The 23,756-nt window shown below is 53.9% G+C and carries 20 protein-coding genes and 3 pseudogenes; 14 read left to right on the top strand and 9 right to left on the bottom strand.

Features of this window, described 5'->3' with window-relative positions:
- Positions 1-29 precede the first annotated feature (29 nt).
- Positions 30-2,621 carry a penicillin acylase family protein gene (locus HAPAU_RS15805; protein WP_245634180.1) on the bottom strand — a complete coding sequence of 864 codons (2,592 nt, stop codon included), beginning with the start codon at positions 2,619-2,621 and terminating at the stop codon, positions 30-32.
- A 1,010-nt stretch (positions 2,622-3,631) separates the two neighbouring features.
- Here HAPAU_RS15805 and HAPAU_RS23035 point away from each other — a divergent pair.
- A complete protein-coding gene (locus tag HAPAU_RS23035) occupies positions 3,632-3,838 on the top strand; it encodes a helix-turn-helix transcriptional regulator (RefSeq protein WP_084383816.1) in 207 nt (68 codons plus the stop codon).
- A 75-nt stretch (positions 3,839-3,913) separates the two neighbouring features.
- Here the strand turns inward: HAPAU_RS23035 and HAPAU_RS21845 are convergent, their stop codons facing one another.
- Positions 3,914-4,054 (bottom strand): DUF7563 family protein, encoded by a 141-nt coding sequence (locus tag HAPAU_RS21845; RefSeq protein ID WP_169802674.1) that lies wholly within the window; start codon positions 4,052-4,054, stop codon positions 3,914-3,916.
- Positions 4,055-4,474: 420 nt separating this feature from the next.
- Between HAPAU_RS21845 and HAPAU_RS15810 the strand changes: the two genes are divergently transcribed.
- Positions 4,475-4,906: a universal stress protein gene (locus HAPAU_RS15810; RefSeq protein WP_066384795.1), complete on the top strand. Its 432-nt coding sequence runs from the start codon at positions 4,475-4,477 to the stop codon at positions 4,904-4,906.
- Between the two features lie 505 nt (positions 4,907-5,411).
- Here the strand turns inward: HAPAU_RS15810 and HAPAU_RS15815 are convergent.
- Together HAPAU_RS15815 and HAPAU_RS22420 are read right to left on the bottom strand one after the other, a co-directional pair.
- A complete protein-coding gene (locus HAPAU_RS15815) occupies positions 5,412-5,762 on the bottom strand; it encodes a DUF7344 domain-containing protein (protein ID WP_066384796.1) in 351 nt (116 codons plus the stop codon).
- A gap of 436 nt (positions 5,763-6,198) precedes the next feature.
- Positions 6,199-6,348, bottom strand: coding sequence for a hypothetical protein (locus HAPAU_RS22420; protein ID WP_245634181.1), 150 nt, complete (start codon positions 6,346-6,348; stop codon positions 6,199-6,201).
- 319 nt (positions 6,349-6,667) lie between these two features.
- On the opposite strand from HAPAU_RS22420, the gene HAPAU_RS15825 reads away from it, so the two are divergent.
- Positions 6,668-7,477, top strand: a complete 810-nt coding sequence (locus HAPAU_RS15825; protein WP_066384798.1) for a CPBP family intramembrane glutamic endopeptidase — start codon at positions 6,668-6,670, stop codon at positions 7,475-7,477.
- Between the two features lie 392 nt (positions 7,478-7,869).
- Here HAPAU_RS15825 and HAPAU_RS15830 read toward each other — a convergent pair whose 3' ends face one another.
- Positions 7,870-8,151 (bottom strand): hypothetical protein, encoded by a 282-nt coding sequence (locus tag HAPAU_RS15830; protein ID WP_368085900.1) that lies wholly within the window; start codon positions 8,149-8,151, stop codon positions 7,870-7,872.
- On the opposite strand from HAPAU_RS15830, the gene HAPAU_RS23040 reads away from it, so the two are divergent.
- Both HAPAU_RS23040 and HAPAU_RS15835 read left to right on the top strand, forming a co-directional pair.
- Positions 8,113-8,199, top strand: coding sequence for a hypothetical protein (locus HAPAU_RS23040; protein WP_368085901.1), 87 nt, complete (start codon positions 8,113-8,115; stop codon positions 8,197-8,199). The genes HAPAU_RS15830 and HAPAU_RS23040 overlap by 39 nt on opposite strands.
- On the top strand, positions 8,169-8,708 hold the full coding sequence (locus tag HAPAU_RS15835; RefSeq protein WP_066384800.1) for a class I tRNA ligase family protein: 540 nt from the start codon (positions 8,169-8,171) through the stop codon (positions 8,706-8,708). The genes HAPAU_RS23040 and HAPAU_RS15835 overlap by 31 nt, the downstream gene beginning before the upstream one ends.
- 12 nt (positions 8,709-8,720) lie before the next feature.
- Here HAPAU_RS15835 and HAPAU_RS15840 read toward each other — a convergent pair whose 3' ends face one another.
- Together HAPAU_RS15840 and HAPAU_RS20140 are read right to left on the bottom strand one after the other, a co-directional pair.
- On the bottom strand, positions 8,721-9,884 hold the full coding sequence (locus tag HAPAU_RS15840) for a low temperature requirement protein A (protein WP_066384802.1): 1,164 nt from the start codon (positions 9,882-9,884) through the stop codon (positions 8,721-8,723).
- A 93-nt stretch (positions 9,885-9,977) separates the two neighbouring features.
- Positions 9,978-10,322: a winged helix-turn-helix transcriptional regulator gene (locus HAPAU_RS20140; RefSeq protein WP_084383858.1), complete on the bottom strand. Its 345-nt coding sequence runs from the start codon at positions 10,320-10,322 to the stop codon at positions 9,978-9,980.
- A 204-nt stretch (positions 10,323-10,526) separates the two neighbouring features.
- On the opposite strand from HAPAU_RS20140, the pseudogene HAPAU_RS23045 reads away from it, so the two are divergent.
- Together HAPAU_RS23045 and HAPAU_RS15850 are read left to right on the top strand one after the other, a co-directional pair.
- A pseudogene (locus tag HAPAU_RS23045) lies at positions 10,527-11,470 on the top strand (ring-cleaving dioxygenase).
- A pseudogene (locus tag HAPAU_RS15850) lies at positions 11,467-12,125 on the top strand (alpha/beta hydrolase). The pseudogenes HAPAU_RS23045 and HAPAU_RS15850 overlap by 4 nt, the downstream one beginning before the upstream one ends.
- Positions 12,126-12,775: 650 nt before the next feature.
- Here the strand turns inward: HAPAU_RS15850 and HAPAU_RS15855 are convergent.
- Both HAPAU_RS15855 and HAPAU_RS20150 read right to left on the bottom strand, forming a co-directional pair.
- On the bottom strand, positions 12,776-13,225 hold the full coding sequence (locus tag HAPAU_RS15855) for a type II toxin-antitoxin system VapC family toxin (protein ID WP_066384804.1): 450 nt from the start codon (positions 13,223-13,225) through the stop codon (positions 12,776-12,778).
- The gene (locus tag HAPAU_RS20150; protein WP_084383818.1) at positions 13,222-13,593 is read right to left on the bottom strand and encodes a helix-turn-helix domain-containing protein; all 372 of its coding nucleotides are present in this window, start codon (positions 13,591-13,593) and stop codon (positions 13,222-13,224) included. Before HAPAU_RS20150 ends, HAPAU_RS15855 begins: the two co-directional genes overlap by 4 nt.
- 451 nt (positions 13,594-14,044) lie before the next feature.
- Here HAPAU_RS20150 and HAPAU_RS15865 point away from each other — a divergent pair, with 451 nt between their 5' ends.
- The 7 genes and pseudogenes from HAPAU_RS15865 to HAPAU_RS15895 all read left to right on the top strand — a co-directional run bounded on the left by HAPAU_RS15865 (position 14,045) and on the right by HAPAU_RS15895 (position 23,667).
- A complete protein-coding gene (locus tag HAPAU_RS15865; RefSeq protein WP_066384810.1) occupies positions 14,045-14,512 on the top strand; it encodes a hypothetical protein in 468 nt (155 codons plus the stop codon).
- Positions 14,513-14,680: 168 nt separating this feature from the next.
- A pseudogene (locus HAPAU_RS20155) lies at positions 14,681-14,920 on the top strand (helix-turn-helix domain-containing protein); the annotation flags it as partial.
- A gap of 1,288 nt (positions 14,921-16,208) precedes the next feature.
- The gene (locus tag HAPAU_RS15870; protein ID WP_066384812.1) at positions 16,209-17,561 is read left to right on the top strand and encodes a hypothetical protein; all 1,353 of its coding nucleotides are present in this window, start codon (positions 16,209-16,211) and stop codon (positions 17,559-17,561) included.
- A gap of 1,098 nt (positions 17,562-18,659) precedes the next feature.
- On the top strand, positions 18,660-19,202 hold the full coding sequence (locus tag HAPAU_RS15875; RefSeq protein ID WP_066384814.1) for an Lrp/AsnC family transcriptional regulator: 543 nt from the start codon (positions 18,660-18,662) through the stop codon (positions 19,200-19,202).
- A gap of 1,316 nt (positions 19,203-20,518) precedes the next feature.
- Positions 20,519-20,806 carry a PadR family transcriptional regulator gene (locus HAPAU_RS15880; protein ID WP_066384818.1) on the top strand — a complete coding sequence of 96 codons (288 nt, stop codon included), beginning with the start codon at positions 20,519-20,521 and terminating at the stop codon, positions 20,804-20,806.
- A 1,375-nt stretch (positions 20,807-22,181) separates the two neighbouring features.
- Positions 22,182-22,376: a hypothetical protein gene (locus HAPAU_RS15890; RefSeq protein ID WP_157078507.1), complete on the top strand. Its 195-nt coding sequence runs from the start codon at positions 22,182-22,184 to the stop codon at positions 22,374-22,376.
- Between the two features lie 184 nt (positions 22,377-22,560).
- Complete coding sequence (locus tag HAPAU_RS15895; protein ID WP_066384824.1) at positions 22,561-23,667, top strand: CNNM domain-containing protein; 1,107 nt, start codon at positions 22,561-22,563, stop codon at positions 23,665-23,667.
- The last annotated feature ends 89 nt before the right edge of the window (positions 23,668-23,756 follow it).

Consider the following 23,756-nt stretch of genomic DNA (forward strand, 5'->3'; position numbering starts at 1 on the left):
ATAAGTAGTTCTATTCCATGTATCAGGATTTAGTTATCTGTGGCTTGTGGAGTTAATTCGATTTTCTTCGTGCAGGCGTCTTCAACAGCATTGCGAGTATAGAGTAATGGGAAGTACTCACCGTTGACAAACATTTCGAGTAGGTTATCGTAGAACGGACTCTCGGGATCACCGGATTGACCGGGTACGCTCATCGCCAGTGAATTATCCCATCCACCGACATCGATAACCATCCGCCACGATGCACCGGAGGTCAACTGGAACTCATCATTGTAGTTTGCATTCCACACCGTGTACCCGCTTCCTCCCATCGGTTCTGGTCCAACGTTTAACGCTTCAGTGGCGTCTTCATCGACACCGGATGACATTGCATGCTCGAAGAAGGCCTTCTTCAAATCGCCCCACGCCCACTCATCTCGATCCTCGCCAAGTAACTCTTCAACCTCGTCAAGTGCATCAGCGAGCGTTGAGAGCAGCAACTCATTACGAGTGGCAACAGGATCTTTTCCAAAGCGTTGCTGGGGTTCTTCGATTGCTTCAAGGATGACACGGACATCACCCGTCCCGATGTGATTAAACGCCTCCTTCCCGACAAGTTCAATGGTAACTGCTTCTTGCAGATGCTTCTCAAACCATACTTCTGCCAAAGCTGCTTCGCCCGAATCAGCATCGAGAACAGCATCCCACTCGGTGAGCCAGTCGCGAGCTTTGATCAACCGATCCTCATCTGGATCGGTTTCAGCAAGCGCCTCGGTGAGAATCCGAATAGGAATTGAAAGGAAATCTGTCTGGAGGTCAGTGGAATCCTCAAGCGAGTGTTTATTCTCTTCGTCAAATTCGCTGAGAACTTCTGCGATCCGCTGGTACCGATATGGCGCTACCCACTCGAAGCCGATTGGCGGATCGTCTACTGAATAATCATCAGGGAGATTGAAGTGGTTCGCTGTTGCAATCCAACCTCGATCAGGATTGACCTCCCGTGGCAGATTGGACTGATGTTGATAGCCATCCCATTCATAGCGGCCGTCCCCGGGGACTGGAAGTAACCCATCCCAGTTGGGCCGAATAGGTGTTCTTCCGCCTGGGAACCATCCAATATTTCCGTCCGTGTCGGCTGCGACTTGGTTCTCCGGTGGCGCGCCCCACCCCTGCATGTCCGGTGTGAGTTCGCCCTCCATTGCGTCTTGGAACTCATCGATATTCTCAGCACGCATATATCCGATCCCGCCGAAGTAGGCCGTGGTTCCGGGATCTGTCCAGACAGTCCGGACTGCGAATGCGATGTTCTCGTCGGGATCCTCGTAAATCACCGGCCCGTGCTGAGTAAACTTCAGTTCGACTTCTTGATTGTCGCCGTCTCTGATCTCGAAGGTGTCCGTTTCCACGTCCATGGACTCCCAGTCGTCCTCGTAGCGGTACTCGTTTGGATTATTTGGGTTCGTCTCATAAACATACAGATCTTGTTGGTCAATATAGAAAATCGTGAGTCCAAATGCTGTGTTCCCATTGTGGCCAATCGAGATCCCCGGAAGCCCCGGCTCGCCTGCTCCAATGACGTCGAACTCAGGGGAACTGATATGCGCGATATATCGTAGTGAGGGAACGTTGTGAGCGCGGTGTGGGTCATTCGCGAGAATCGGTCGCCCTGTTTCGGTGAGTTCAGGCCCGACCACCCAGTTGTTACTTGCAGATGGTATTTCTTCTTTCTCGTTCATCTGATCCGATTCGTTAGACAGATCCTTACCAATCGAACCGTCACCGTTCGTGAGGACCGAGAGATCGTCAAGTACCTCGGGATTCCGAATGTCGTCCTCGTTGAATGAAACACTCGTATGTGACATGGTTGCCGCCTCGAAGACATCAAGAACATCTTCGGGGATCAGATCGAGATCGAGTCCGTCCGGAATTTCGATTTCCCAATCGTCGGGATTAAGCCACTGACGGACCCGTTCGACATCCTCGTCGAACTCCCGGAATGTGATCGCGCGCTCGACTTCACTTGAGACGTTGAGCGTGATCGCATGGACACGCATCCGAACGATATCTTCTGGTTCCCAGCGTCGTGGTTCGTAATCGAGTGCCTTGAACTCGACCGGTAGTAGATCAGAATTCTCTTCGGTTTGATCGATGAACGCGTTCACGCCGTTGGCAAACCCGGTGGCGATAGTTTCCGCATCGGGTCCGTAGGCTTCCCACTCCTCATCGATATCGCCACGATAACTGAAGAGGCGCGCACCACGATCGTGCTTGATCCATTCATCACCAAACACCTCGGACAGTTCGCCTGATGAGCGCCGACGCCAGAGGTCAATCTGCCAGAGGCGATCGCGTGCGGCGTTGAAGCCCTGCACAAACGCGATATCCTCTACATCATCAGCGTACATATGGGGCACACCCCACTGATCGACGAGGATCTCTGCAGATTCTTTTAGTCCCGCAACTTCATACGAGCTCGATTCTCGTTGGTCTGGTGTGTTTTTGGTAGCGGCAGCAGCTAATCCACTGAGTTGAATCGCTCCCAAGGTACTGGCGGTAAGTCCCCCGAATGCACGCCGTGTGAGTGGCCATGTCCCGAGTTGATCTGTTTCTTTTCTCTGATGGGATGAGTTATCATCTACCATGTTCATGGAAAACATCTTACGCTATCTATAAGTAGATTTTCCGTATTTCTTTTAGATTGTAAAAGAGTAAAAAATACATTCGTAAATTTCTATCTGTATATACTAAAATCCATACTTGACTATATATTCTATTAATAACAAATTGTCGTCGTTGTTGATCCGTATGAACTGATTTGACACCGAGGTGGCTGCTCAGGAGCTACGGAATTCACGGCCAACGCCGACGCTTCGCCCTGTTGAGGGTGTTACGACCACGATCGAACCGCTTAGCCGAGTGGAAAGCGATTGTTCGACTTGATTTGTCTAGCTGGTGTAGACAGCTGAGGCAGAACATATTTTTTCGTTTGTATTGAATTCGGTTACAATAAAACTCGAGACCGTCTACGAGAGTATACTAAACTCGAGGAAACATGAACGGGACGTGTTCGGGCCAGACAATACGGATTAAAAAAAGCCCCGAAAAGGCGTTTATAGGACGTGAGACCGAAGTATTGGGCGGTCAGTCTTCCGCTATAAAAACAACAGACAGAGTAGATGACCTCAGAACGATTGACACTGGCACAATCGACCACTGCAGATCCCCGTCCCACCCCATTGGAATGAACGACTAGACTCAACTTACGTTTTACGAAGTCTTCCGAAAAAGCCTTGGGGGAGGGGAGTGGTCGGCAGTCAGCGGCCGACACTCACTGAGACGAGACAAACCCCGTTAAGTCTTACCCCTACAGTTATTTTATTTATATAATAATTACAACTAGTAAAGGATGTGGTTCTGGGAAGAGAACTACCTCGAGGAACGTTCTCAATGACTGTGAGTACTACTAGGGTCACTACAATCGTGAAGTTATATTCTTTACAATCAATTTCAACGACAAACTATCTATTGGCTTGCTATCAAAAACCTCTCCGAAGTGGAGAGGTTCGAACATGACCGAAGGGTGGGTTTCCTTCAGTGGCGGTTTTCAGGGAGCAACCGCCATCAGTTGGTACTATGTCAATGCACTTAATTTTTGTGGATTTACATTTTAAATGCTGGGCGATTCTATCCAGGTCGCAACTCGCTCGTCAAGAAAGGATTAGTGCAAAAAGACAAGGTTGATGGACGAACGAAGGCGTACACGCTAACCGATCGTAATCGGCGCGAACTCACAGCTCGCTGTGAATGGATGGATCAGTCTCTCGGCGGGATTGCCGGCGAATGGACTGAAAGCGCCTGATTACTGCTCGGAGTCGGAGCAAATGGACTCGAACTCTGTTGTGAGAAGTATACCAGTCGGCAGCCAGTAATTGGTTCAGTAGCCAGTTGCTTTCCCGTTCTTGATTGCCGTCGCACTCAGACAGTTGGGACAGCCATAGAGCGTCCCATCGTTGTCAGCGAAGACGCGGTGGAAATCGGCCGTCACGTGCTGACCACACTCGTCACATTGGGGCATACTCGCTTATTGTGTAGGATGGTTATCAATATTGGGTCGATATACGTGAGATGCGACAGCAGCGTCCCGGGACTGCTGGGCCCCAGAAGGTCCACTAAACCGTACAGCGGTCAGTCCGGCTACGTTAGCAGCGAGTACCGCCCGAACGGAATCAGACGAGCCAGACGGAGTATCGATTCTTGTACAACAGTCCCTACTGGAGAGTCACAATGTTCAGAAGGCACTGTCTGCCTGATCACGCCGTGGTGTGACATATTTTCCAAGACAGAACTGACGAATTAGTTTCTATACCGCCATTGCTACAATAGAAGAAGGTTGCTCGGAGCTGTAATCAGAACGGGGGCGTTCATAAAGTAGTTGTAAGTACCACGCTTGTGATGGAGACACATTGAAGTAAGTACCTAAAAAAGACATTCGAGAATGGGAACTATTCTTGTGCCATACGGGAAGGACCCCCATCGAAACACAGTCCTCAAGTTCGCCGTTGAGCGCGCGGCGGCTGCAAACGATGACCTCTTCGTGTACCATATCAATGAACCCGAGGATACGTCTCCAGATCAAATACAGGCTGAAATCGAACAAACAATACAGCAAACGAACTCTGCTGTCGAATTCGAGATAGCAATTGAGGATCTTGGGACAGTACAAGAGAAATTCGAGCAATCGACAATCTCAAAACAGAAACAACTGGCCGATATGATCGATTCGCCTGATCGGGACTATGAGTACATTGTTATGGGCAACATCGAACGCGGACCGATTGAGGGGTTTTTCTTATCGAGTATGTCTGAAGCCGTTCTTAATACACATGCACTTCCAGTGATGCTCGTTCCAATCAGTAAGACTTCGTAGAGAGAAACAACGGAGCGGAGAGCGCTATTGAGCCGTGAACTACCCCCACCTACCGCGCTCGGGGTTGCTCACCACTCATTTGTTGAGGTGGGGGCTTCCTCGTTCAACAACGTTGTCAGACTGGAGAGTCTGACAGCCAATCAGATTCCGGAGGAATCTGATGAACGCGACTTGCAGATTCGCAGGGAATCCACAGCGGTCGCAGTCTCCAGAGGCGTGAATTCGGCCCGTCCCATGCCTATCTGACCGCACTGCGCAGTGTGTGAAACGGTTTGGGGGTTCCAACCCGTTCTACTATCACGCACGAAAACCACTCCAGTGGGATAGTACATCACGCTATCGCACACGTCAGAAATACGATTACTGCGAGCGTATCCCCTCCCTACTCGCGGCTTCGCCGCTCGTTGAAGAAGGGGCATTACTCGCCTGTGGTTCCGGTAATTGGGTTCGGCCTCCCCAGTCGAGTACCAGCGGTAAGTTGTTAGTAGTGACAAAGAGTACTTTGTCACCACTCGGTTTTGTCCTCTTTAAATGCTGCATGCTCGACCCATTCCTCAAGCGATGGGTTTTGCCAGTAATGGATCGCCTCTGTTCGCGGATCATAGTCGACAAGATTCACATCAACGAGAGTGGGAAGACACTGCTCTTGGAGATACGTCTTAGCTGAATCCTCGTACGTCTCGTCGTCTGTCGCCTCAAGCTGTGCTAACTGGGTAGCGAGAGTGTCAAGATAGATTCCCTCTTCGTCCAGTTGAGTAAGAACGTAGAGTGTATACCGGCGTCGCCGCTCACTCATTAGCTCGAAAATCGTCTCCAGTGAGAGTGTGACAGGACAAACAGTGTTCTCCTCACTCACGCAACCACCTCCTTGCTTTCGGGTGTGCCTGTCGTTCGATGCTGTCCGTGATCATATTATTACCCACAATGCAATATAGGCATCACGAAGAGAGATAACGATGTTCCTGGCAAACCCACAGACAGGCCTGTTATCACGGTGGAACATGTTTGGAGACACGTACTAAGAGACGCCGCTCCTTCTCTTCCGCTGACTTGACACTCTCGCTCAGCAGTCACAGTGTTGTGACGGGTGAACCAGCCGTTTCCCGTGGAATTCCATACGAAACACGACGAAACTGAAACGGACCCGTTAGTAATAGACCGCTAGAAGAAGCGGGTGAGAAGCCGATTTAGTGGCTTCTCTCGCGGTGAACGCTCAAAGAGCGTCTCGAGTCGGCGTCAGGTCACACTCGCACCTCCCGCAGGCGCCACAACAGTGTGATGGGTGAGGAGGTTCATTCGGCCACCTCCTGATGTGGCTGGGTTGTCTCAATGGTCGCTTGGAGTTCGTCGCTGAACTCCTGGAAGCGCTCACGATCGATGGCCAGCGTCTTGCGGTCTTTGCGGGTCAGTTCTTCGACGAGTGTCTCTCCCAGATCGTCCACGAGTCGATCACGCGGTGGACTGTCTCGTTGTGCGGGCGGGATTCCTCTTCGGTCGCGAGAATATCCCGCACGGAACTCGATGGGAGCACGAACTTCGAGGGCGTGCGCTTGTACGTCTCAAGGACGAATGAAGTACGAAGGCTCCACCGTCCTTGTCTCGCTGAACGGTCTTCGATTGTTCGGCTTTCGTAGATAAGGACGTGCAGGGCGAGACGGATGCAGCAACGTCGCCGACTCCTGGTTTCAGTTCGGAGGTTCCATGACGGCGGAAGATGGTAGTTCCACAACGCCTTTCTCGACGCTGGGAGTCAACGAACCCATGTCCCCGACTACGAACGGGTGGTCCTTTGGCAAGCGGTTCGGTGTAGCCCTGCTGTTGGGCATACCCGGAATCGTGGCGCTCATTGGCTACATTTACTTCACGACGCCAGAGACAGCTGTCCCGTTCGGGCTGTCCCTCCCACTCCTCGCTGTCCTCTCAGCTGTCAACCCCTTGTTGCTGCTCGGCGTCGCGTGTCTGTTCGGAGCCTACGCAGCGCCGCGAGTGGGCCTGCAGTCGTATGTCATCGACCGGAAGGGGACTGGTGATGGAATCTGGCAACGCCTCCGAAGCGACATCGGACTGGCCATTGGAATCGGTATCATCGCGGGCGTCCTAATCGTCGTTCTCGATGCGGTGATGATGCCCTTTGTCGCCCAGGACCTACCCCAATCAGTAATTGGAGCAACGAGGCCGACCGTGCTTGACGTCTTCGCGTACGTACCCGTCCGATTCCTCTACGGAGGGATCACCGAGGAACTCATGCTTCGGTTCGGACTCATGTCCGTGCTCGTGTTCGCCGGGTGGCGCATTACTGGTACCCGGGTGGATGGTCCACAACCGGCCGTTGTCTGGGCTGCAATCGTCATCGCTGCCGTGCTGTTCGGCCTAGGCCACCTTCCCGCACTCGCCCAATCAGTCGATCTCACTCCGGCACTGATCGCGCGGACGGTCCTCCTGAACGCGGTCGCTGGCGTCCTCTTTGGCTGGCTCTATTGGCGGCGTAGCCTTGAGGCCGCGATGGTGGCTCACGCTTCGTTTCACGTCCCGCTCGTTGTCCTTTCGCTCGTCCAGGTCGCACTGCTCTGACTATCTCTGCAGACATTGATACGAGAGGACTCGAGTTTTCCTGGCTAAAACGGCGTTTCTGCCATCTATCGAGTACTGTACCAACAAATATCCTAAATATTCCAGCGTGGCCGTTACTGTGGTCGTGTTCGTTTTTGTAGCGGAGCAACTCAAGGAGGAACTCCGAAATACTGACTGATCACACTGTGGTGTGATATGCCTCCGAAGGTCGAATCGACGAAATCGTATCTACTCCCACTACTAAATCGGGAGGAGGTTGCTCGGAGTTGTGACTATGAGAGGAAGGCGTGCCCGGGGTGGTTATCGTGAGCTATGCGTCTTCGTATTGTCCCGTTGTTAGGACATCACGCTCTCTGCGGGGGGTGCTCGTTTGCCCGATCACAATGATCGGGCTAGCGATCGGCTGCCTCCTCGTCGATAACGACGAGTTTCTTCCCACGACGCTTCGTCTGCTCGACGTCGTCTTTGCCCAACTTCTCGAGGAAATCCATGACACGGGCCACAGTTTGTATGTGAGGCTTTGAACCCTCGACAGCGGCGGATGACTTCGTGATGATTCTAGTATTGAGCACGAGGCCAGCAGGCAGCACGCGGTCTGGATCGATGACTATCTCGATGCCGGACTCGATTCCGATCTGTACCGCTACGATATCACGGCAGGCACTGGCTTTCAGCACGACCTCGACTTCTCGTGGGAGTACTTCCAGGAACCGATGAGCTGATCGGGACGATCGGCAACTTATGCTACCGAACGCTTCTATTTGCTGCTCGGAATTACGATGGGACACCTAACGAGACCCTTGGGAGCGAAGTCCGTGATCGGATCGACGAGGCCTGCACGGCATTTCAAGATGGCATCAATGCGTATTCGACGCGCGAAGCAACAAACGCAGGTATCAGGCTCGCTCGATTCGGCAATCAGTATCTCCAACGCCACGAACCATGGTCGCTCACTGACAGCGATCCTAAGCGAGCAAGGCAGATCATCCGTGAGTGTGTCCAGCTCGTCAAGACCATCGCAGTTCTTCTTGAGCCAGTGATGCCAAGGAAGTCGGCCCAGATCTGGGAGCAGTTAGGTGAGACCAGTTCTGTTCAGACGGCAACGCTCGACACCATGGTCAAACCACCCTCCGTTGAATTTGGAGAACCAAGCGAACTGTTCGAGCCAATCAGTGACGAGCAGAGAGACGTCCTCAATGAACAGCTCCGAGCGCAACGCACTGAGGAATAATAGAATCTGGTTTCAGCTTGTCCGGAATTTGTGTCGGTGTTCATTCCGCACTGTCTCATACGCCGCAAGCCCGATGAACAACATCGTGATGCCTCCAAGGGCGACGATGGCGGGCACCTGCACTGCGAGAGGAGTTAACATGAGGGCGATGATCGTCACGATGAGCCGTTCGAGGCTAATATTCCTGTGATCACGATATCGGAAGGCGTTATGCCCGAGCAGATAGAGGGCAGCGCCCCCAAAGAGAGCGGCCGCAGCGACTGTCCCAAGCGGCTCACTGACATGAGCGAGCGTCTGCTCGATGCCGAGCGCGATGAAAATGATACTCCCCACCATCAAGAGGTGAATGTAACTGTATGAATCGCGTGCCATCCGTGTTTGGTCATGGCCGCTGGCCGCGGCGAGGGTTTGCTCTGCAGCGAGGACGACGTAGTCGAAGTAAAGCCACCAGAGCGCGATAATGAGGGCGATACCAAACAGGGCTGCGAGGACCACATCGGTGCTGAGGGGGAGCCCTTCCGCGCCGACGCCGATCGCTATAAGCGACTCGCCCAGGGCGATAATCAGGACGAGCCGATGTCGCTCGACGAAATGACCCACATTGACGTGAAATCCCTCGACACCCCGAACGAGCACAATCCCATAGTCGATCGCGAGTGCTGCGATCCAGAGACCGCCTGCAAGAGGACCATCGAACAAACCAGCAACGACGAGAAACGCCGGCCCGCCGAGAAATCCGGGTGCGGCCCGAAGGACGGCGTCATGCGTTTCGGGCGGGGTTGCAACGGCATAGAGAACGACGTGTAGCGCCCGAACGACAAAGTAGGCGACGCCGAAGAGTACGCCATCATCACCGAACGCATCAGGAACGGCAAGTGCGACGATAAGCATCGCACTCATTGCAGTGAGGATCACTAGCCGCGCGGGGAGTCGTTCTTCAGCAGGAACGGCACCAGTGAGCCATGAATAGGTGACCCATGCCCACCACAACGCCGCGAACAACGCCGCACCGCGTATCATACCGGTCCAGGTGAGATGGTCGACGAGAAATCCTGTGACCTGCGTAAATGCAAACACGAATACCAGATCGAAAAACAGCTCTATTGGGGTGACGTCCTGCTCTGGCATCGGAGTCGCATCACCCGAATCACCTGCTACTGCTTCCTTTGTGCTCATCAATCTCAGTCAGTGTTACCTGTCATTGCGGCCTAATAATCGCTAATTGCTATCGCTCTTGAGAGTGAACTCACGCGACTATCCGAGAGGAGTCTACTTGTCTCCCCATTCTTTTGTCCACTTCTCTAGTTCGTCGAACACCGGACAAAGCGATTTCCCCTTTGCTGTGAGGCTATAATAGGTTGCCACGGGTGAACCTTCTTCGAGGCGTCGACTAACGTAGCCTAGCTCTTGGAGATCGTCCACGATACGCGACAGAGTTCGGCTAGACGTTCCCGTTGAACGCTTGAGCTCATTAAAACGCTTCTCGCCCTGCTGGAGATCATAAAGGACGACCAGTCGCCACTGCGATCCAAGCTGACTGATCGGTTCAACGACGTTGCACGCATCTTTGCCGAGGTTTTGCTCGTCTCCTGAAGCGGGCTGGGGTGCTGGCATCATTGTCACCTAGTATTGTACTTGTCCACAAGTACTTATAGTGGTTCGCGGGCGAACATAGTAACATAGCGTAACTATGGTCGCCACCTGTCTATTGAACAGAAATCACTCTCCGAGACACAGTCCAGTACAGGCAGACTCAATCAACTCTCGCGGAATCAAAGAGCGATTTTCTTCGACAAGGTAGTTCCCTGTTCATTAGTCATGCTTTCAGATACGCCCGGAATTCACCACATTACAGGCATCGTTCGCGACGCCCAGCAGAACGTCGACTTCTACACGGGCGTTCTCGGCCTACGTCTCGTCAAACAGACGGTAAACTTCAACGAGAAGTTCACGCGCCACCTCTTCTACGGCGACGAAACCGGTTCACCCGGCACGGATCTCACGTTCTTCCCCTATCCTGCAGAGGACGACGGCCGGATCGGGAAACCGCAGATCACGCCTCATTGGTAATCCCACCTAATTCGGTGTCCTACTGGCGAGACCGACTCACTCAGTGCGACATCACCGTTGAGAGGCCGTCCAAACGGTTTGGTGAGGCAGTGGTTCGATGTTCCGATCCAGACGGCACGCAACTCGAACTCGTCACCGGCGAGTCGCCCGTTGAGCCGTGGGCAGACGGACCGATTCCGGTCCAACACGCGATTCGCGGCATTCATAGCGTGACGCTGCTCTCGACGAACGTCTTTGTTACTGCAAGCGTGCTGGAGACGCTAGGATTCGAACTCATCGATCAAGAGGGCGACCGCGTTCGGTATCAGGCCCCGGGTGACCGGGCAACTGTCGTGGATCTTCTCGACCACGACAGCGACTTCGGGCGGGAGGGCGCAGGGTCGATCCACCACGTCGCTGTGCGTGTCCCGGAGGAGGAACAGCTCTATGAGTGGCACGATCTCTTCCGAGAGCGCGGCTACGACGTGTCGCGGGTCAAAGATCGGCACTTCTTCTACTCGTTATATGTCCGTGAGCCCGGCGGCATCCTCTTCGAACTCGCAACGGAACAACCGGGACTTACAGTCGAAGGTGACCTCGACACACTCGGACAGTCGCTGTTTCTCCCGCCGTGGCTCGAGGAAGACCGAGAAATGATCGAAGGACAGCTCCAACCGCTCGACGTTTCATCTACACTTGATCTGAGAGGATGAGTGACCCATTCACGGTCGAGTCGAGAGACGACCCACACCAGGGACAGCCACTCGAAACTGCGGGTGCGCCGCCGGAAGCGGCAGACGCAGTTGTCATACTGCTTTACGGTCGCAGCTCGACCGCGAAGAACATCCTCCGACTCATCGATGAGTTCCATCATCACGGGGTGATGTACCTCGCTCCGCAGGCCGCCCGGCGCATGTGGTATCCTCGATCGGGCTATGCACCGTTTGAAGATAACGAACCGTGGTTCTCATCCGCGCTTGACCGCATTTCGAAGGCGCTCAACGTGGCCGCCGCCGCTGGCGTCCCGCCCGAACGCACGCTTTTGCTCGGCTTTTCACAAGGCGGCTGTCTTGCCAGCGAGTTCGTTGCACGAAACCCCCGCCGCTACGGCGGACTCGTGGTACTGTCGGGAAGCTTGCTCGGCCCAGAAGTGAGAGAGGAGTATGCCGGCTCCATCGATGACACTCCGATCTTTCTTGGGTGCAGCAGTGACGACCCTATATCACCGCCGCTCGTCTTCACGAGACAGCACGCGTGTTTGAACGGCTTGGTGGTGAGGTAACGAGCCGACTCTACGAGGGATTAGGGCACGCCATCAACGACGATGAAATCCGGACCATCGATACATTCGTCGACCAACTCGTCTGAGTAGTCGGTCCGAGGGTGTTGAGACCATCCCAGACACAAGAGCGGCGGCAGCCATGGTTACTCACAGGCCATGTTTGAGTGTCTCTTCCTCCCTGTTAACTCACAAGCATTTGCCGACTCAAGACGTTCACTGATGGGGCGTCTCCTTGCGCTTGGGCACCAACTATCGCGCGCTCATGGTCGACGTGCGGGTGCCCACAAGGGAAGAGGGACGCAGGACGCTCTGACATCAACCCTGCGTCTCACTCGTGGATGAGCTCCGTAGCCTCTGACGAGCTACTATCCCCTTGTGATCTGTTGCACCATGACGAGCTTCTTTCCGCGACGTTTCGTCTGTTCGACCTCGTCTTTCCCGAGTTTTTCGAGGAAGTCTGACGCGAGCCACAGTCTACGTGTGTGGTTTTGTTCCTTTGACGGAGGTGATGACCTTCGCAATCGCCTGACGATTGAGCACGAGCCCAGCAGGCGCTCTCTCGACGTAGTTGAACATATCTTAGTCGATATTCAAATAGATATAACTAACCAAGTGTTTTGTGGATTCGTTCTTGCAAATAGAGACGCCAAGGCCGGTTTTCTCTTGTCTAAGAACCTCTGAAGACGGCGAGGAATCGATATCCTCCACCACACAACTATCGACATCACGGAGTCAGTCACGCCTCGCCGGTATCATCGGGGACGACCGTAAATTCAAGCGTCCGAAAGTCGTCGGGGTCGAACGTGAAAACGTGGCCGATATCGTATTCTCGAGCAAGAGAGCCCCCCAGGTGGTCAACGAACGCGATCTCTTGGTCACTGTACTGAGCGAACTGGTCGTATGCCGCGTCAAACGTCCGTTCGGTGACCGGAAGAATATTGATCGTCTCGGACGACCGTATCTCGTTGATCGTTGAAACGGCCCGTCGGTGGCTCTTATGGTAGAGAATCACGGTTGCGAGTTCGGCAAGAACATACCGACTTGTGAAAATTGGCCCGTACCGTTCGCCAGCTTGAACGGCTTTGAATACGGCTGCTGCTCGGTCGTGGTTGGTGTCATCCTCAACGTAGGCCGCGTAGAATCCACCTGTATCGATAAACAACGGGACTGGCGTGTCCCGATTCATACAGCTCCGGACGTCCCGTCACCATAGAGAACTTCGTCGATCTTTTCAGAGGTGTCGTCCGGCTCTCCCGCTTGGAAGGTATCGCGGTCGAATATGGGGTCGTCTGGATTCACCTCATGGGGCTTGCTGGTCGGTTCGTCGTTATCTGAAATCCACCAAACAACGGCACGGCCGCCGACTTTTGCCTTTTCGAGTGCATCCTCGTCGGCGAGCTGTTGCAGTCGGCGGTATGCTTGCGATCTGTCTACATCAAATTGTTCTGCAACTGACTGTGCTGTTTGAAAGGGCCGCCCAGCCTGTGAGAAGTGGGCTAGGATGTCCTCGTCTGTTATTCTGGTGGTGTACTCGCCCTGATCATTTCGGCTCATACTTGCACTACGTAGTGTATCGCTATAAGCGTATGCACTTCAAAGTGTACCGATAGGGTTAGCGCAGCACACCACGGAGAGTCTGAGAGACAGACTCGTTCTTCGGAGGGATTTGGAATAGAAATGCATCGTCTCGCCCGCTAGAACAGGCGAGTGGGGTTGTCAAGGGCGAGAGAACCCATGGTGTACTACGGTGTATCTCTTGACCAAGCGTCAGAAGGACTTCCTCCGATGACCGACGTTTCTGGAATCGATACACTCGTTCTATCTGGGAATGACATGGACACTCCAGGTAGTCCCGCTCACTTTCGGTGTATGACGGGATAGAGGGAGTGAATTATTTCGAAGAGGCTGGTTCGGTTTCTGTCGCAATCTCGAAGAACAGCGTCCCCTGCTCGTTCGAGTTGAGGTCATCTCAGGCGGCCTCCTGGCTGGTTCGATTATTCCCAGCATGAACGAGCGTCTCATCGTTCACAGCCCCAGTATCGACGCGAACCACTTTTCCAGTCCCGTTCGAGTCGGCGTACTCGAAACCCTCCTCTGCACCGGCAAGTGTCAGCAGCTTGTACGCATACCCATCGGAAGGATGATTGTCGAACAGCCGGAGAATTTCCTTGTAGGTCATCTGGGATTTCCCACTGTGGCGATGCTGGGCATCCTCGAAAAGGGTTGTCCGGATCTTGTGTACGCGCTCGTCGCGACTCATCGACTCGTACTCCTTGCCGTTCGGATCCGGATCGAGTTGGGCCTCGAGTTCGGCGACGCGTTCGGTGAGCCGGTCGTTGTCTTCCTCAAGGATTGCAATCTATTGGTTCATCCGCGCGTGGTGCTGGCCAACGTATTCTTTGTAATCACTGAGATCTTCATGGATGAAGTCCTTCGATACGAAACCGGTTTCCAAATCCAGACTCGATTATAGGAGATACCCTGCTTAGCGGTCACAGTGTTGTGACGGGTGAACCAGCCGTTTCCCGTGGAATTCCATACGAAACACGACGAAACTGAAACAGACCCGCTAGTAATAGACCACTGTATGTGATGGGTGAGAAGCCAATTTAGTGGCTTCTCTCGCGGTGAACGCTCCAAGAGCGGTCCGTGGTTCGGCCTGACGCCAATCCAGCGTGAGACGCTCTTACTGGCGATTGAGCGGGGTTATTACGAGATTCCACGCCAGTGTACGACGCTTAAGTTAGCGGAGGAACTCGGGGTGTCGGATCAGGCGATCACTGAGCGACTTCGGCGGGCGATCGTGACCCTCGTCTCGAATACGGTCCAGTTTTCTACGACACGCCGAAGACGTAGCGTCGGCGGCTCTGAGCGGTCGTAGTCACGGGTGTACAATGGGATGATGAGAGCGGTGTGTATAGCGACGGTGTCGCTCCAGTGGCTGTCAGAGGCCCGGACAACAGGTCTCAGGTCCGTCTCTCACTGTAGTCCGCTTCTGAAGATGATGTCCACCTCGTGTTACTCCGCCTATAATTATGATCGAAGGGCTTGGTCTACCAACGGGACTATATGGTATACCAGTTATCTATTTTGAAGAGACGTGGTATCCATGATGTCCTCTACTGCAGAGGATTCGATTCGGGGGACTTCCTCTGCCTGATATAGCTAGATGGGGTGGTGTACCAAGAATTCATATATTGGTGCCCTATACTAGCCTGCCGGTAGGGACCGGTTGTCAGAGACACAAAGATCCCCCTCTCGAGTAAGCAATTGCCAGCAGAGGGAGGATGAGACCATCCACAAGCCGTCTCAGGGTGAAGTCAGAGGCAGTCTGACTCGCACTCCCTTCCCCCTGGGATCCGTCGTGCCATGAGCGCACAGTGTGGCGGTCCATCAGTCACTTGGAACCGACACTATGGCAATCCCTCACTTTGTCACCAAGGTATACTAATCAAACAGCCAGTAACTGTCGTAGAATTTATTCCTTCCGTCGCACTTGCGGCGCGTCTGGACACGAGCGTCTGCGGCGTTACTTCAAGACATGCTGGATTCGATAGTCGTTATCGCAGGAATCCGAGCACTGTCTGTCAGAGGCAATAGAATGGCCGGTAGCGAGGAAGTGCTCAATTGCTGGATGCCCCTGCTGTGACTCTTTGCTCTGTGGACTGGCTGACCACTCACACACTACGCAATAGTTACGCATCTGATTGTTCAACCCGTATCCAACGAGCTACAAAAGAGATTGACTGTGCTCCAGCAAGCACATTATTTACCCCCAAAATCGGGTGTATCCCACAACCATCCCACCATGTCGTTCCATTTTATACTAACCCGTCGTATTCCTCTAGAATCCTCGAAATTCCTCGGCCCGTCCTCAAGCCGTTCGTTCGCAGTTTGGAGATCATCAATAGTGTCCGCGAGCCATTGCCCACGTGTTTCGTAGCCGTCGGGGCAATCGTCTTGTTCCGGCGAGCTACCCGTCGGTGAACTCGCTTGTCAAGTCCTTTCGGCGTAGACGATAAGAGAGTAGTAGACCGGGAGTTGAATTTTATCTCCATTCCACATCTATATCATCTTATCAAGTCATTAATTGGTTGTAATTATGTATATAGTTAGGTACATGACTTATCATTGTTATATTGCGTATGTCGCAAGAAAAACCCAACGAAATGGACAACGAGGAAAGGAGTGTCAAACGGAGACACTATTTGCAAGGAGTAGCAGCGCTTGGCATCGGGATGAGTGGGCTCGCAACGAGTACGCTCGCCCAGAATGGTGATCCGCTCCCGGCGCCGCTCTGCGGTGAAGCGAGCACACCGCCAGAGCGGCCGCCAGGCGGGCAGGCAGGCCAGTGTATCAACTGTGTGCGTAATGTGTGTGAGAATGAGCCGATTGCCGTAGCCCTCTATAGTGATCTTTCCGGAACCTGCTTCACGATTTCAGCGGAAGAGATCCCGGAGAATGCTGACTACATTACGTTTAAAGCAGGTCAGAATTGCTTCCTGGGAGAAGTCCCCGAGGATCCAGAAGGCGACGTTACGTGGTGCCTACCAGAAGGATCGCAGGACATTAGCAACGCAACGTTCTACACGTGCGGCGACGAGGACCCCCCGGCAGTTGACGACGTGATGGCTTCCTGTGAAGAGATCGTTATTACTACTTCGAACATTCCCGACGATGATACGCTCGACGTGACGGTCGATTTCGCGGATGGGTCGACGGAGACCTATGAGGATGTACCGGTCCAGAACGGACAGGCAACGGTTGAGTTGCCCGGTGACGTGAACCCGGTACATGTTACGATTACGTATCAGGATAACCTGATACTGTTCGACGCGGGTGTGATGGCAGACCCGCCATGTGAGGACGAGCCGGCCGTCACCGATGTCCGGGTCACATGTGCGCAGATCATCATCCAGACCGCAAACATTGACGAAGACGAGCCGCTGGATGTGACGGTGGACTTTACGGACGGCTCCACGGAAACGTACACGCCAACGGTCGATGCGACCGGTGTTGCAGTGGTCGAACTCCCAGGGGATCGCGATCCGGAACATCTCACTGTGGAGTACAATGATTTAGTACTGTTTGAGCAGTTCGTGGCAGCAGAGGATGCACCGTGTAGGAGACCGCCGGAGTGCCCACCGGGTCTCGACATCGTGTACAAATACAACAAGAAGAAGGGAATATGGTGCCCGAAGGTCGAAACCGGAGGCGATCCGGATGCATTCTCGGTTGAGGGTGACAGAGAGGAGGTGACGATCTGTGCACCCTTCCCGTTCGCTGTCAGCTATGCCGTGCAGGAAAAGAATCACAAGCACTGCAAGAAAGATGACAAGCACCACGACGATCAGACGTATAAGAACCACGAGAATTGTAAGGAGCAGGACCCTGTGCTGGCCGAGCCAGTTGACAGTCAATACTGTGTAACAATCTCGTGTAACTTGAAAAAGAAGGTCTGCTGGTTCCGTGTCTTCTGTCCAGAGAACAACAATGGACCAGGGAACAACTCAGGTGACTAGCTGAACGCACCGAAAACACGTTCGTCAAACGTACCATAGTTATCTGATTACTCTTAATATCGTCAATTAGGAGCTTCGAGAGGGTGTCATCTGGCTACTCGACAGTCCGGAGAATTTGAACGGCTCGGGATCAATTCAGTCTGAATTCTTTCGCTACTTGCTCTCAGTCGTCTTGAGGACTCAGCGGAGCGCGCACCCTTTGATGTGGAATTCAGAGCGCTCGGCGTCTCCGCGTCGGAGCGACTCCTGGCCACAGTCAACCGACCCCGAAAGACAGACCGACGAAGCGAACGTGACGCCCTGTGCCTCTCCGTCGCCCGTGACCGAGCGGGCGTAGAGTGTAGGACACGTCTAATTTAATTGTCTCTGGCGTCTGGCCCTGCGCTACAAGCGTCTTTCGTCGGCATGGAACTCATGCCGAGAAGACACACGCAAGCCCCCGTCCTACTCGCGCTGACGCGCTCGTTGGGGACCGGGTAGTTGACCAAGCGATAGCGCAACCAACAGTGAGAGAGACGGAAGTGGTTGGTTACAGGAGGCACAGCGCAATGCCACGGTCTTTAGGCCGTGGATACGCGCGTAAGGTTGATGACACCTCCCACCGTCAATTACAGTACCGGAGTTCCCACGTCGGCGAACGCGGTCGTTGACCGCACCGATGCTTTGCATCGACTCGTTCCGTGGTAAGAAATCCAGTGTCGACACTGAACCAGTCCGCCACGTCCCGGCCCACGGGTCGGACGCGAATGGCGGTACCCAAGAGGCTGAATACCCTCTCGCGGAGGGACGGTCGGTATTCCGTTCCGGTGAAACGCCCGGCGCGTCCGGGTGGGAAGGCCGCTTTGACACGGCTATACGCACTGCAACGCACTCCCTCGGTAATAATTGGGAGGCAACCCATGACGGGACCACGCGAAAGCGTCCTTGCGTCCTGAGGAAACGTGCAACCTTGAACTCCCCTTCGGGGATTCCCGCGACTTTAGGCGCGGGAGACTGTCAATCACGGTACACTCTCCATTCTCGTTTTCTCGTTCGTTTCTCGCGACTGGGAAACTAAAGAACGCTAACATATTTCACTCGAGCCGTGCAGCCGACCATATGGTCAAAGAACAGGATGGTAACGTCGTTTTGGACGACCTCGATCGAAAAATCCTCTATGAATTACAGCAAGATGCGCGGAAAACGACCCACGAAGAGATCAGTGCCACAGTCGATGTCTCCCCGAGTACGGTCCGCAATCGGATTACCGCACTCGAAGATGCGGGTGTCATCAAAACGTATTCTCCAGAACTCGACTACGAACGAGCGGGGTTCTCGCTTCACGTGCAGTTCGTCTGCACAGCCCCAATGGATCAGCGTCATCAAACGGCACACGACGCATTAGACATCGGCGGTGTCATCACAGTCCAAGGGATGGTGACGAGTGAGCGCAACCTCCGTATTGAAGTGATTGCAACGAGCTCGCAGGATCTGACCGAGATCACGCGTGAACTCGGGAATCTTAACCTGGATATTCATACCTCCCAGATCATCACGAATACGTTCAATCAGCCGTTCAATTATTTCGAGCATAGTCAGTCCCGACCTGACGTCTCAGAAGACGCCACAATCGAGCACACTCCACATACTGATCAAGAGTGAATTTCGTCACAATCAATGCGAATTTCGCAGGGAACAGATAGTACTGCAGTAAACTAATAGGGATTGACTACGATAGTGTACGCTGAGAGGGGAACGATAACGCCGAAGAAGTAGTGCCTCTGACGGCCTCGTTCCCCTCTCTCGCCCTGGAAAGGGCAACAAAGCAGTAGTTAGTACGGGATAATATTGTTCAAATATCACTATCACGTCCTAGATCTGCGATTTTCGCAGAATAACCGCGCCCCGTCGTTTCGAGAAATGATTGGGGTGGCGATACGCGTCGATCCATCCTTCGTCTGGCTTGGCTAAGGCGGATAGCGCGGAGCCCTCTTCCTCAATCGCGAGCGAAGCGAGCGGTAGGGAGGAGAGGAGCACGTGGTGAAGCAGGGCGCAACTAGTACGGTAGCCCGACCCGTACTGTCACGGAGTGCTGTGCTGGCATACGTCCCGCGCAGTACGGGCCGCAGTAGCCCGGCCCGAAATGGTGGGACTGTAGACCCCGGACGGGCGTTCGGGAGGCGGGGCGCACACAACGCTCCGTCGCGCCACTTGACGGCGAGGTCCACATCAAAGTCCCACTCTCAACAAGCGAGCCCGTATGGGCGAACGAAGGAGGGTGGGGTCGGTTACTTTTTACAGCGGTTTGCACGAGCAGATATGATGGATTTCTGGCAGACTTCTCAGGAAATCGGAGCACTGCCATACTGATTATGAGGCTGCATGCACATATTCATCAGGGGTCCCGGTATTGTCTTTACATTTTCGGCGTCAGAAAGCCGTGAGCGCCGAGGCACCACTCAACTACTAACTATCACCCCCATCTATAAACGTCTAACAACTGGTATGGCGTTCTTACTACCCCGTACCTCCTTCATACTAATACACATCCGTCTCCGAGTAGTCCTACGGCATTCCGGAGGAAAAACCAACCTGCTCGGTCATGTTACGACCCTCCGTGATGCCGTCAAACCGAGAGAGAGGAGTGCACTCACCGCCCACCTGCGTTCGCGGTGTGCTGGGGACCGTTCCCATTTCCCCTCTCCTCTCATCGCTCAATCTTGTTGAGTGATCACCTAGTCAGCGGAGCTGCCGTCATCCTTCTTTCGTGCTGGATCGGGATCGTCAGAGACAGCATGGTTTGTCACACTACGAGACACGGTCTGGAAAGCGGGAGAGCGGAGAGAGCACACTGCTTGCAACTCTACTAATAGCCAGTCCACCGGTGGACTGTGAGTCGGTTGTTCCAGCATCCTACCACGGCCCTGTCGATTGCTATGGTCTGAATACTAGTATGTCTGGAAGGTGATAGTGAGATCATGTACGATTTGACTGGCTTCCAACGCGACGCCCTGTATGTAATCGCTGGCGGAGACCAGCTCAACGGCCTCGCAATCAAAGCCGAACTCGACGATTATTATGAGACAGAGGTTCATCACGGTCGACTCTATCCGAATCTCGATACACTCGAGAACAAGGGACTGATTGAGAAAGGTGAGGTCGATCGTCGGTCAAACTACTATGCATTGACGGCCCGGGGCCAGCGTGAGATCGAGGCTCGTCGAGAGTGGGAAGAGCAGTATATCGCCGTCTCCGCCGGCGAATAGCCGCTTACTCATTGGATCCGAGAATAAGCGATTCGCATTCTTCGATATTCGCTATTCGATAAGCAATCCTTGTGCAACATCGGCGGCCACGGAAGGTAAGCGTTGCACAAGGCTGGCCGATTCTATATGCTACCGATAAAAACCTATTAATTAATATAGTTGAAGTTCTAAGAGTTAGTGCAGCCTGATTGGTTCCTGGCTGCACGCAAACCCACCCCTACCCGTTCATGAGAACCTCTCCGAATCGGAGGGGTTTTCGACGCACGACCAACAGGCGAATCGACTACGAACACCTTGTCATGATTGGAACCACAAGACACCGCCGGAGTCGGTGAGTGGTTCCGGCTCCGAATCGGGCAGTCACTACTGTTTACTCAAATCACCCGAAGGTGTCCCCCTCTCGCTTCCGTGATAATACTGCTCTCTGTCGGGTCACTCACGAGAGTAGTCATGGACATCCTGGAACGAATCGCACTCTTAGCAGACAGCTCCTCGATCGAACTGAAGTCAAGCAGTTTCGAGAATTCACCAATCACATTGCCTACAAAGATCTTCTCTTGTCTGATACAGCCGTTCATTGAGACAACGAGCGAGGTCTGGTACCCCTTCCGCGGTGAGGGTATCATATCCTGAATCGTTTTCTCGGAGTTTATGACCGGTCGTACAGCTCTTTCTCATTGGTATAGCGATATGCCAACGACCATCCGGATCTACCTGAGCCTCAGCCTGAACCATGATGTGCTAGTATAGTTCTGTACGGTACTATTTCAATAGGTTGAGATTTCATCGGCTACATACGGCGTTAGGGAAGAATACCGTCTCATTACGTCACTTGAGGATGAGTGACGACAGTCTGTCTTGGGGCTAGTTGAGCACCATCGGCCATATTGATGGTGCTCACGTAGCCGATCTCGGCAACAGATGGTGGAACGCCTACCTCATATTCCCACTAGTCAGCTGCTGGAATCGTAATTCCGGTATCCTTGTGCAACACTCACCCGCTCTTACATAGACGAGTGTTGCACAAGGCAAGGTCGAGAGGGGGTTCAGCCGGCGATTCAGAAAACAACTCACCCCCATGATCAACAAGTCGCCACGATTCCTATTTCTATTCCCTCAAGCAATGAACCTCACTGCAGCAAGAACATCGGAGACGCGGGATGTGAGACGAGAGTAATGGCACTCCGATAGGCGGCGAGACCTCTCTCTGTTCTCTGCACTAGTTTGTGGCTTCTCACAATCCATATAGACCGGATATCAATTGACACGTCCAGTGATTATAGTGTTGGCTATGCCATACGACTCAGACCGGCACAGCACTCGCCGAACGTACTTTGCTCGTACTGGCGCCCTGGTCGGCACCACTAGCCTCGGTATGAGCGCGCTCGGCAGCGCAAATGTACATGACGAGAAAGACGACAACGACCTCGAGAAAAAAGAGCCCAAAGACGGGGGAGAGAGAAAGAAAGAACACAACCTGTTCCTGACGCATTTCGCGGAACTCAACGGGAAGAATGAGGTTCTCCCCGTCACGACCGTCTCTAACTTGCTCTGTTCTATTGCTGGGTGACTGAACCATTCGTCTATGGTGAATCCCCCCCTTCTGCCGGTGATCATCCCGTGTTTGCGGATGCACTACTGTCCCGAGCGAGCGAGGAACTCCCGTCTCGGAGCGACCGAAGCGGAGTGAGAAATACACGACCCATTTGCCCCATGCTTTTTGCCTCAACGCTGTATTGGTGAAGCTATACTGAATGCAAGCACCTGAAATACTCCTCCGTCTCGTTGCGGGTGCCGCGTTGATTCTCGCTAACGGGTTTTTCGTCACCATCGAGTTCGCGCTGACCCGCGCCCGTCAGTATCCCGAATCGGAGTTCATGGAACCCGGTCTCGAACGCGCCTGGGAAATGACCGAGGAACTCGAAATCTATCTCACCGGGTGTCAGGTCGGCATCACCGCCGCTAGCATCGCACTGGGTATCGTCGCCGAACCCGCGCTCGCAGCGCTGTTCGAGCCGTTGTTCGGCGGGACGATTTTTGCATCGATTGGCGCGGGCGTGATCCTGGCGTACATCATCGTGAGCCTGGTACACAAGATCTATGGCGAACAGGCCCCCACCTACCTCGGCGTCGAGCGCTCGAAACAGGTCTGCCGCTACGCCGCGACGCCGCTGTATTGGTTCACGTGGGTCATTCGACCGATTCTCCGCGTCGGTGACTGGGTGGCGAAATGGACGCTTTCGCTGTTCGGCGTCGAGATGACCGGCGCGTGGCTCGAATCCGACGACGAGGACATCGAGGGACGGACAGACCTCCACCGTCAGCTCGGGTCGATGCTCAATGACAGCGAGGTCCCCGAAGAGCGTCGTCAGGAAGTGATGAACGCACTGGTAGTCGAGGAAATCCCCATCCGTAACTGCATGGTGCCGCGCGAGGAGATCGCCGCACTCTCGACCGAGAACACCCCCGAGGAAAACCTCGCAGTCATCGATGAGCATCCACATCTCCGCTTTCCACTGGTCGGCGAGGACATCGACGATTTCCGAGGGGTCGTCTACCTCGCGGCGGTCATGAACCAGTTCGAGGCGTTCAAAAACGGCGACGTCGACATCGAAGACCTCGCCGAGCCGCCGATGACGCTGCCGGCCGACGAGGAAATCAGCGACGCCATCGACCGCTTCCAGACAGAAAATCGGGAGCTCGCGCTCGTCACTGAGGAGGGACAGGTCGTCGGTCTGCTAACCTCGACGGACGCCTTCGAAGAAGTGATGGGTGAGCTCGAAGACCCCATCGACGTCTACCAGCGTGAACAACGCGAGGACGACGAATCGGGACTGGACTCTCGAAGTGACTCGGCTTGAGACCTCCCGTAGGAACAGTACTCGTCGTAGCGCGAAGAATCAGCTCGCGGACAAACAGTTTTTGTGTGTTGCCATTCGAATAACTTACT

This window comes from Halalkalicoccus paucihalophilus (genome assembly GCF_001593955.1).
Taxonomy (GTDB): Archaea; Halobacteriota; Halobacteria; order Halobacteriales; family Halalkalicoccaceae; genus Halalkalicoccus; species Halalkalicoccus paucihalophilus.